At 63.5% G+C, this 9,574-nt stretch carries 9 protein-coding genes; 7 read left to right on the forward strand and 2 right to left on the reverse strand.

Annotated elements, in window-relative coordinates:
- On the reverse strand, positions 1-424 hold a 424-nt coding region (locus A3764_RS05285), incomplete at its 3' end, for an FAD:protein FMN transferase (protein WP_150122078.1).
- Positions 421-2,523 (reverse strand): 4Fe-4S binding protein, encoded by a 2,103-nt coding sequence (locus tag A3764_RS05290; protein ID WP_067921817.1) that lies wholly within the window; start codon positions 2,521-2,523, stop codon positions 421-423. The genes A3764_RS05285 and A3764_RS05290, both read right to left, overlap by 4 nt.
- 160 nt (positions 2,524-2,683) lie before the next feature.
- Here A3764_RS05290 and A3764_RS05295 point away from each other — a divergent pair, with 160 nt between their 5' ends.
- The 7 genes from A3764_RS05295 to A3764_RS05325 form a co-directional block, all read left to right on the forward strand.
- A complete protein-coding gene (locus tag A3764_RS05295; RefSeq protein WP_067921820.1) occupies positions 2,684-3,067 on the forward strand; it encodes a c-type cytochrome in 384 nt (127 codons plus the stop codon).
- 176 nt (positions 3,068-3,243) lie between these two features.
- Positions 3,244-4,965: a class I adenylate-forming enzyme family protein gene (locus tag A3764_RS05300; RefSeq protein ID WP_067951293.1), complete on the forward strand. Its 1,722-nt coding sequence runs from the start codon at positions 3,244-3,246 to the stop codon at positions 4,963-4,965.
- Positions 4,962-6,254 carry a 3-hydroxyacyl-CoA dehydrogenase gene (locus A3764_RS05305; protein WP_067920680.1) on the forward strand — a complete coding sequence of 431 codons (1,293 nt, stop codon included), beginning with the start codon at positions 4,962-4,964 and terminating at the stop codon, positions 6,252-6,254. The genes A3764_RS05300 and A3764_RS05305 overlap by 4 nt, the downstream gene beginning before the upstream one ends.
- Entirely contained in the window at positions 6,251-7,030 is a 780-nt protein-coding gene (locus A3764_RS05310) for an enoyl-CoA hydratase-related protein (protein WP_067920682.1), read from the forward strand. Before A3764_RS05305 ends, A3764_RS05310 begins: the two co-directional genes overlap by 4 nt.
- Positions 7,031-7,047: 17 nt before the next feature.
- Positions 7,048-8,364, forward strand: a complete 1,317-nt coding sequence (locus tag A3764_RS05315) for an acyl-CoA dehydrogenase family protein (protein WP_067920684.1) — start codon at positions 7,048-7,050, stop codon at positions 8,362-8,364.
- On the forward strand, positions 8,361-9,131 hold the full coding sequence (locus tag A3764_RS05320) for an SDR family NAD(P)-dependent oxidoreductase (protein ID WP_067920686.1): 771 nt from the start codon (positions 8,361-8,363) through the stop codon (positions 9,129-9,131). The genes A3764_RS05315 and A3764_RS05320 overlap by 4 nt, the downstream gene beginning before the upstream one ends.
- A gap of 9 nt (positions 9,132-9,140) precedes the next feature.
- The coding region (locus A3764_RS05325; RefSeq protein WP_150122079.1) for an SDR family NAD(P)-dependent oxidoreductase at positions 9,141-9,574 on the forward strand (434 nt) is incomplete at its 3' end.

Here is a 9,574-nt window from a genome sequence, read left to right on the forward strand (position 1 = left end):
GATCGAAATGCACCCTGTCCCAACCCACTGCGGCCCGTACCGCATCCGGGTCGCGGCCCGTGGCGATGGCCTGCCAAAGCGGCTGAACTGTCGGATCGAAGAGCCCGCCGGTCGCCCGGTGCACCCCATCGCTCGCTTCCATCAGGTCCAGAAACAACGGCGAAGGCCGGTCGAGCCGCCCCGTCCGGTTCAGCCGGGACAGGGCCGAACCGGCATCGTAGAGGCTGAATTCAGCCTCGATCCGGTGGAGCATCGCCCGGGCTTCCACCAGCGCGGGGGCGGTCACCGCTTCCGGCCCTTTCAGCGTGATCGAAACCTCCGCCCCCATGGCCTGCCCCTGCCATCGCGCAGTGGCCGCATGACCGGGCGCGGCGGCAAGACAAGCGGCGGAGATTGTCAGAAAACGTCGGCGTGTCAGGGTCATTCAGCAGCCACCCTTTGCGTGGTCCGCCGCCCCCGCGACGCGATGATCAGGGGGACGCATTTGCGCGGGTCGTCGTGGATCGTGACGCAGTCGAGGCATTGAAAACACTCCGAATACTGGATTTCCCCGGTTTTCTTGATCGCGCCGTAGGCGCATTTCACCTTGCACAGCTGGCAGGGAGAGCCGCATTCGGGCCGCCTGTCGATCCACTTGCGGGTGCGGATCAGCCCACCGATGGCCATGACCGCGCCCAGCGGGCAGACATAGCGGCAAAACCCCTTGAACAGCACCATGGACAGCAGCAAAAGCCCGACCGCATAGGCCACGTAATACCATTCGCGGATGAAAAACGTGGTGATCGCCGTCTTGAAAGGTTCGATTTCGATCGCCTTGTCGACCCAGCCCGGCAAGGCAAAGAGGATCACCACCAGCCCGGCGAGCACGACGTATTTCAACCATTTGAGATAATCGTCCAGCCTGTCCGGCACATCCACCTGCGGAATGCGCAGCACCCGGCCGATGTGATGCGCGAACTCCTGCAGGGCACCGAAGGGGCATAGCCAGCCGCAGAAAAGACCGCGCCCCCACAGGATGAAACCCAGAATCGTCACGCCCCAGATCGCAAGCGAAAATGGATCGTAGAGCAGGAAGGCGAAAGACCCCCCTTCGGTCGCCGTGCGCAGAACGCCGAGCGGCGTGGCAATGGAAAGCTGCCCCTGCCCCCACCATCCGACAAAGCCGGTCATAAAGGCAAGGATACCCAGCCGGATCGCGGTGAAATGCCGATGGCCCGCCAGCCGGTTCAACCCCGGCCCCAGCAGAGCGAGCAGCCCCACGAGAAAGACCGCCAGCACGATCATGTCGCTCGCCCGGTTGCGCAGCGCATCGAGCCATGGCGGCGTGGGTTTGATCACCTCGGGTCGTTTGAAAAAACGCGCGTCGGTCACATGGGGCGCGTCAAGCGTGACGGAACCGATCTCGGGCTGGAACACGCCGTGTTCGCGCAAGGCCTTCACCTTCAGTATCCAGTCCGCGGTGGGATCGAACCCCAGCCGCCTGTCCGTCCGCAGGATCAGGGCGGCGCCATCGTGCAACTCCTCCGGCAGGTCCTCGTTCAATTCAATGTAGATATCCGCATCGCGCAGGGCGACGGGAAAGCCGCCCTGTTCGGCGCTGATGAGATCGGGCGAAGTGTTGCGGATGAACTCCTCCGTCACCAGCCCGTGACGCCCCGTTTCGATCACGAGGATCGGCTCATCATTGGTTGCGATCGAAGTGAAGCCCTGCAACTCCTTCAGGCTGCTTTCCGACAGCACGGCGCGGGCGATGCTGGGCGGGCCGATGTCCACGATCCAGAGGTCGAGGTAGCGGCCATCGGGGTCCTCCTGCGCTTCGGGATCGTCGTCCTCCCATAGGGTACCCGCGAATTCCGCGTCGATCTCGGCGTTGCTGACCTGAACCCGCCGGGCAATACCCTGGGCCACAAGGTCGTCCCACGTCAGATCCTCTGTATATTCCGGGTCGGGATAGGCCGGTGGCCCGGTGGAAACCCCGCTCATCTTTTCCCGCGCGACCTTGAGAGTGGCGGCGAGCACGCTTTCATGCGCGATCCGGACGGAAGCGGTCGCCTTGGTCACCCCGTCGAGATAGACCAGCGCGCTGCCGTCCGAGCCTTCGCCGTAGGGCGTCCCCACCACGAGACTGTCGGAGATGGAATGCCCGCGATACTGCTCGAAGAACTTGTGGAACGGCGCCTCGCCCAGACCCGACACAAAGATCGGTTCATTGTGCGATATGAGCTGAACGTCGAGAAAACGACCGTCAAGATCCAGTACCACCAGCACGTTGATCGGTGCGCCGGAAAAGCCGGGCAGCGGGGCCATCGGTTCGGTCTCGAAAACATAGCCGGCCTCCGCCCCGCCGGAGTTCAGCAATTGCCAGACACCCTGATCGTTCACCGGCTCGCCCAGCGACATGGGCGGCGCGACATAGCGTTCCAGCACCTCGCGCGGCAGCGGCTCCGCATTGGCGACGTTCCACATAGCGGCCGCCAGAACGGCAGCCCAGACCCATGCGAAACGGAACGGTGGCGCTTTCATGCGGCCAGCCTAGATACGCCTACGCGCCCGCTCCATGCGACCTTCGTACCGGCTGCCTCGGGGCGGGCGCCACCGCCCTTGGTCATATCTACCATCGTCCTATTGGGGCGGGTCGCGGCCCCGGGTTAGGCCATTGGCCGCATCATGACGGGAGGATGAAATGAACCGAACATACCGCTTTACCCTCGCACTGTCGTTCGCGGCGGCGACTCTGACGGGCGCCGCCCGGGCGGACGTTGCAGAGGGCGAAAAGGTCTTTCGCAAGTGCAACGCCTGCCACAACGTAGGGCCGGAGGCCAAGGCACGCGTTGGGCCCGCGCTTAACGGGATCGTGGGTGCAGCGGCGGCCCGCGATGCCGATTACGCCTATTCCGATGCCTTGGCCGAATTGGCGGCTGAAGGGCTCACCTGGGATCGCGAAACGCTTGCCGCGTTCCTTGCCAAGCCGCGCGAAGTCGTACCGGGCACGAAAATGTCCTTTTCCGGCCTGCGCAAGCCAGAGGACGTGTCCGCCGTAATCGACTATCTCGCTACCTTCGACTGACCTGCCGCAAGGCGGGTGGCCCTTCGCGGGAAGCTTGGGGCGATGCCTGCCGGGGTTGCGAAACGACGTTCCGATCTGCGGTATTGGCAGAGCGAACTTTAGCGCCTAGTCTCCCTCGGAGAGTCGTGGGCGGCCAGATGGACCGCCCCTGCAAACGACCGCCGGGGAGGAACCAGATGACAGCAGAGGCCGCAGCCGCCGGAGCCATGTCGCCGCAGGACGCCGTGGCACATATCCTCGCCACCAATCCCGTCTTCGCCGTGGCCGAGACCGAGGTGCGGGGCGTCACGGTCAAGGCGTTCCAGAACATTCCGCCCCATGTACCCGCCCTGTTGCCCGCAGGCCGGGCAAACCATGGCGACGGGGCATGGACCTATCTCCAGTACCGAGACGAGAGCTGGACCTTCGACGCCTTCTGCGCAGAGGTCAACCGCGTCTCCCACCAGTTGCGCGATACTTTCGGGCTGAAGCAGGGCGACCGGGTCGCCGTGGCGATGCGCAATTATCCCGAATTGCTGACCTGCGTGCTGGCGATATCCTCGCTGGGTGGAGTGGTCGTCTTTCTCAATGCATGGTGGACGACCGAAGAGCTGGACTACGCGCTGCGCGATTCGGGCGCGCGGGTTGTCTTTGCCGATGGCCCCCGCGCCGAACGGCTGGCACCGCTGACAGATCCGCTGGCGCTCACGGTCATCGGTGTGCGCGATGCCGAAGGGACCGCAGAGCATTCCTATTCCACGCTGCGGGATGCGGATACGGCCGAGACGCCCCCCGAAGTGACGATCGATACCGATGATGACTTCGCGGTCATGTATTCATCCGGCACCACGGGCCATCCCAAGGGGGTGGTGCAGACCCACCGGGGCGCGGTGAACGCCGTCTTCAGCTGGCTGATGCAATCTGTCATCGCACCGCTGGTCGACCCGCCCGCACCCGACGCGCCGCCCCCGCCCCGCCCCTCCGCGCTGGTGGTCACGCCGCTCTTTCACGTGACGGCGACGCATCCTCTCTTCCTGCTGAGCCTACCTGCCGGGGCCAAGATCACGCTGATGCACAAGTGGGATGCGGAAGAAGCCGTACGCCTGATCCGCGAGGGCGAGATCACGCGCTTTCTCGGCGTGCCGACCCAATCAGCTGAACTGATGGAAGCCGCCCGGCGCATGAACGAAACCCTGCCGACGCTCGACTACCTTGGGTCGGGTGGCGCGAAGCGCCCCGCCGCGCAAGTCGCCCAACTGGCAGAGACCTTTCCAAACGCTGGAGTCGCCACCGGCTGGGGCATGACGGAAACCAACGCTCTTGGCATCGGTATGATCGGCGACGACTACAAGGCCCGCCCCGATGCCGCCGGCAAGCTGCACCCCCCGGTTCAGGAATTGCGGATGCTCGATGACGCGGGCAATGACGTGCCTAACGGCACGCTGGGGGAGATCACCGTCAAGGGCCCCAACATCATGCGCTGCTATCTCAACAAGCCCGAAGCGACGGCAGAGGTGCTGCAGGACGGCTGGCTGCGCACCGGCGACCTTGGCGTGCGCGACGACGAAGGGTTCGTCACCATCCTCGATCGCAAGAAGAACATCATCATCCGGGGCGGAGAGAACATCGCCTGCCTCGACGTAGAAGGCGCCCTGCACCGGCATCCGGACGTGCTTGAGGCCTGCGCCTTTTCGGTGCCCGACGAACGGCTGGGCGAAGTCGTGGGGGCCGCGGTGCAGCTGAGACCGGGAGCGCAGTTGACGCAGGCCGAAATGGCCGCCTTTCTCGACGGGCATCTGGCCCGGTTCAAGATACCCCAATACCTGTGGTGCCAGCATGAAACGCTGGTCCGCGGGGCCACCGACAAGACCGATCGCCGCGCCCTGCGCGCGCAATGTCTGCAAAAGGAGAGCACATGACCCGACCGAGCGAAGCGGAAACCGGAGATTACATCGCCAAGGCCGGCAAGGCCGCGTGGGAGGTCCCCGGCCTGCCCGAGGATACCCCACGGCGCGAGATTAGAAGCGTCGGCATCATCGGGGCCGGCACCATGGGCGGCGGGATCGCCATGAACTTCGCCACCGCCGGTATCCCTGTGAAGATCGTCGAAACCACGCAGGAAGCACTGGACCGGGGTCTGAAGGTAGTGCGGGGCAACTACCAGCGCAGCGCGGACAAGGGCCGCTTTCCGCAGGATGAGGTCGAAGCCCGGATGGACCGTTTCGACGGGCGGCTCGACATCGCTGATCTGGCGGACTGTGATCTGGTGATCGAGGCCGTGTTCGAAGACATGGAACTGAAACGCAAGATCTTCACTCGTCTCGACGAAGTGATGAAGCAGGGCGCGATCCTCGCCACCAATACCTCGGCACTGGACATCGACGAAATCGCCGCCATGACGAAGCGGCCCGAGGATGTGATCGGGCTGCATTTCTTCTCTCCGGCCAACGTGATGAAACTTCTGGAGATCGTCCGCGCCGCACATACCGCCGATGACGTTGTGGCGACCTGCATGGACCTTGCCGCAAAGATCAACAAGATCGCGGTACTGGTCGGGGTCTGCCCCGGTTTCGTCGGCAACCGCATCCTCTTCGCGCGCCAGAAACAGGCCAACAAGCTGGTATATCAGGGCGTGATGCCATGGGACGTGGACGCCGCACTCAACGACTTCGGCTTCAAGATGGGGCCCTTCCAGATGTCCGACCTTGCCGGGCTGGACATCGGCTGGTCGAAGGGGGCCAACACCGACAACCCCATTCGCGATGCGCTGTGCGAAATGGACCGGCGCGGCCAGAAAACCGGTGCGGGCTTTTACGACTACGACGAGAACCGCCGCCCCATCCCGTCCGACGTGACGGCAGGGGTGGTCAAGGACATCACCGGGGCCGAGCCCACCAGCATGAGCCGTGACGAGATCATCGAGATCTGCATTTACCCGATGATCAACGAAGCGGTGAAAATCCTTGAGGAGAACAAGGCGCAGCGTCCTTCCGACATCGACGTGGTCTGGCTGAACGGCTACGGTTGGCCCGCCGACAAGGGCGGCCCGATGTTCTATGGCGATATCGTCGGCGCGCAGGCCGTGCTGGACCGGATGGAGAAACTGGGCGCGGAAGACCCCGAATTCGCCCCCGCCGACACCCTGCGCGAGCTGGCCCGCACCGGGGGCAAATTCACCGAAATCGACAAGGGCGGGCTGAAAACATGAGCTACGAATTCATCAAGACCGAACGGCAAGGCCATATCCTGATCGTCACCATGAACCGGCCCGACGTCTACAACGCCGTTCATGTCGACATGCACAATGAAATGGCCGACTGCTGGGACAGTTTCGCCGCCGATCAGGACCTTTGGGTCGCCGTGCTGACGGGCGCAGGGGACAAGGCGTTTTCCGCCGGGAATGACCTGAAGGCCACGGCGCAAGGCGGCAGCAAGGCCAAGATGACCGAAAGCGGCTTTGCGGGCCTCTCCTCCCGCTTCGATCTGGAAAAGCCGATCATCGCCGCCGTCAACGGCTTCGCCATGGGTGGCGGGTTTGAAACGGCACTGTCCTGTGACATCATCCTTGCCTCAGAGAACGCCAAGTTCGCCCTGCCCGAGGTCAAGGTCGGCTTCTTCGCCGCAGCATCGGGCGTGCAGCGGCTGTCGCGCTACGTGGGCCGCCTTGCCGCGCAGGAAATGATGTTTACCGGCCGCACCATCACCGCCGCCGAGGCGCTGGAAATGGGCTGCGTGAACGAGGTGCATCCCCATGACGAACTGTTGGCGAAGGCGCTGGAAAAGGCCGAGCAGCTTTGCACCGTCTCGCCCTCCGCCGTGAAGGCCACCAAGCGGGTGCTCAATGACCTTAACCGTCGCGACGGCATGGTCGAAAGCATCGCCTATTCCCGCGAGGTTATCGCGGATCTTTCCAAGACCGAAGATTTCAAGGAAGGCGTCAACGCCTTCGTCGAGAAACGCGCCCCCCAATGGGTCAACAAATAAGACAGGGAACCATCCAGATGTCCGATACCGACAAGCAACTCAGCCTCAACAACCTCGAAATGTCAGAGGGCAACAAGCCCCTGCTGAACGCAGTGATCAAGCACATCCGCGAAAACGTGGACCCGATCACGGAGGAATTCCACCGGCTGAAGGAGCAGAACGAGGACCGCTGGTCCTACCACCCCCGTCAGCTCGAACTGCTGAACGGCGCCAAGGAAAAGGCGCGGGAGGCGGGGTTATGGAACTTCTTTCTGCCCAATGCGGAAACCGGCGAAGGGCTGTCGAACCTCGATTACGCCTATATCGCCGCCGAACTGGGCAAGAACCCCCTCGCCTCCGAAACGCTGAACTGTTCCGCGCCGGACACCGGCAACATGGAAGTGCTGGAACGCGTGGGAACGCCCGAGCAGAAAGAGAAGTGGCTGAAGCCCCTGCTGGCCGGCGAAATACGCTCCGCCTTTGCGATGACGGAACCCGATGTCGCCTCTTCGGATGCCAAGAACATCTCCATGTCCGCCAAGCTGGAAAACGGCGAATGGGTGATGAACGGCGAGAAATACTACATCTCCGGCGCGGGCGATCCGCGGTGCAAGATCATGATCGTCATGGTCAAGACCTCGCCCGATGCCGAACCCTTCCGCCAGCAGAGCCAGATCCTTGTCCCCATCGACACGCCGGGGGTCGAGATCCTCGGCCCGATGCATGTCTTCGGCCACGACGACGCGCCGCATGGTCACATGCATATCCGCTTCACGGACGTCCGCGTGCCGGAATCCAACATGTTGCTGGGCGAAGGCCGTGGCTTTGAGATCTCGCAGGTTCGTCTCGGACCGGGCCGGATCCATCACTGCATGCGCTCCATCGGGCAGGCGGAAAAGGCGCTGGACCTGATGATCGAACGCGGGCTGTCGCGCGAAGCGTTCGGAAAGCGGATCGTCGACCTTGGCAAGAACATGGAGACCATCTCCCGCGCCAAGATCGAGATCGAATCCATGCGCCTTCTGGTGCTCAAGGCCGCCCGGGCGATGGACGTTCTGGGCAACAAGGAAGCCCGCATCTGGGTTTCCATGATCAAGGCGAAGGTGCCGGAGCAGGTCTGCGATATCATCGATGAGGCGATGCAGGTGCATGGTGCCACCGGCATTTCCCAGTGGTCGCCGCTCTCGGGCATGTACGCCCAGCAGCGCACGCTGCGCTACGCCGATGGCCCGGACGAGGTGCACCACCACGTCATCGCCCGCAACGAGGTCAAGACCTATCAGGAAAGCAATGCGCGCCAAGACGCGGCCAAGGCCGTCACGCAATCGCGCGGTGCCGCGGGGTTCATGGGATGAGCGATCTGTTCGACCTGACCGGAAAGGTGGCGCTGCTGACCGGCGCCTCCAAGGGCATGGGCCTCGCGATGGCGACGGCGCTCGCCGATCACGGCGCCACGGTCGTGATCTCCGCCCGCAAGCAGGACCAGCTCGACAAGGCGGCCGAAGAGATCAACGCCCGGGGCCGGGGCAAGGCCCATGGCGTGTCCTGCAACGTGGGCTACAAGGATCAGCTTCAGGCGCTAGTGGACAAGACCCATGAACTCGCAGGGCCCATCGATGTGGTAATCGGCAATGCGGGGGTGAACCCCTACTATGGTCCCACCTCCGAAATTCCGGATGACGCCTACCAGAAAACCATGAACGCCAACGTGCAGTCCAACCTGTGGCTGGCGCAGATGGTGGCCCCCGACATGGTGGAAAAAGGGGCGGGCTCCATGGCCTTCACCTCTTCCATCGGAGCGTTCAAACCTTCGGTCATGCTGGGCACCTACGGCATGTCGAAACTGGCGCTGATCGGGCTGGTGCGCAATCTCGCGGCTGAATTCGGGCCAAAGGGCCTGCGGTTCAACGCGATCTGTCCCGGCCTTGTAAAGACCGAATTCGCCCGCGAACTCTGGGACAACCCGGAAGTGGAAAAGCGCATCAAGGAAGAAATTCCCCTGCGCCGTCTGGGCGAGCCTGAGGATTTCGCGGGCCTTGCCGTCTTTCTTGCCAGCGACGCCAGCCGCTACATGACCGGGCAGGCACTGACCGTCTGCGGCGGTTCCAACATGTGGACGTGAGGGGCTGACATGGAACTGAAGGACAAGGTTATCGTCGTCACCGGTGCCGCGAGCGGCATCGGCCGGGCCATGGCGCTGCGCTATGCCAAGGAAGACCCCAAGCATATCGTCTGCGTGGACATCAACGAAGACGCAGCCCGGGAAACCGCAAGCGAGGTCGGCGGCACGGCGTACCGCGTCAACGTCGGGGTCGAGGATGAAATCAAGGCCCTGATCGAGGAGGTCGAAGCCAACATCGGCCCCATCGACCTCTTTTGCTCGAACGCGGGAATCTCTGTCGCCGGGGGCGTCGAAGTGGGCAATGACGAATGGCAGCGCATCTGGGACATCAACGTGATGGCCCATGTCTGGGCCGCGCGGCATCTGGTGCCGCGGATGTCCGAACGGGGGGGTGGCTATCTGCTCAACACCTCGTCGGCGGCGGGCCTGCTGAACCAGGTCGG

This window comes from Sulfitobacter sp. HI0129 (assembly GCF_001635395.1).
In the GTDB taxonomy this organism is placed as follows: domain Bacteria; phylum Pseudomonadota; class Alphaproteobacteria; order Rhodobacterales; family Rhodobacteraceae; genus Sulfitobacter.

Coding starts and splice junctions, on each gene's coding strand:
- A3764_RS05290 (WP_067921817.1), bottom strand. CDS start 2,523: ATGAAAGCGCCACCGTTCCGTTTCGCATGGGTCTGGGCTGCCGTTCTG.
- A3764_RS05295 (WP_067921820.1), top strand. CDS start 2,684: ATGAACCGAACATACCGCTTTACCCTCGCACTGTCGTTCGCGGCGGCG.
- A3764_RS05300 (WP_067951293.1), top strand. CDS start 3,244: ATGACAGCAGAGGCCGCAGCCGCCGGAGCCATGTCGCCGCAGGACGCC.
- A3764_RS05305 (WP_067920680.1), top strand. CDS start 4,962: ATGACCCGACCGAGCGAAGCGGAAACCGGAGATTACATCGCCAAGGCC.
- A3764_RS05310 (WP_067920682.1), top strand. CDS start 6,251: ATGAGCTACGAATTCATCAAGACCGAACGGCAAGGCCATATCCTGATC.
- A3764_RS05315 (WP_067920684.1), top strand. CDS start 7,048: ATGTCCGATACCGACAAGCAACTCAGCCTCAACAACCTCGAAATGTCA.
- A3764_RS05320 (WP_067920686.1), top strand. CDS start 8,361: ATGAGCGATCTGTTCGACCTGACCGGAAAGGTGGCGCTGCTGACCGGC.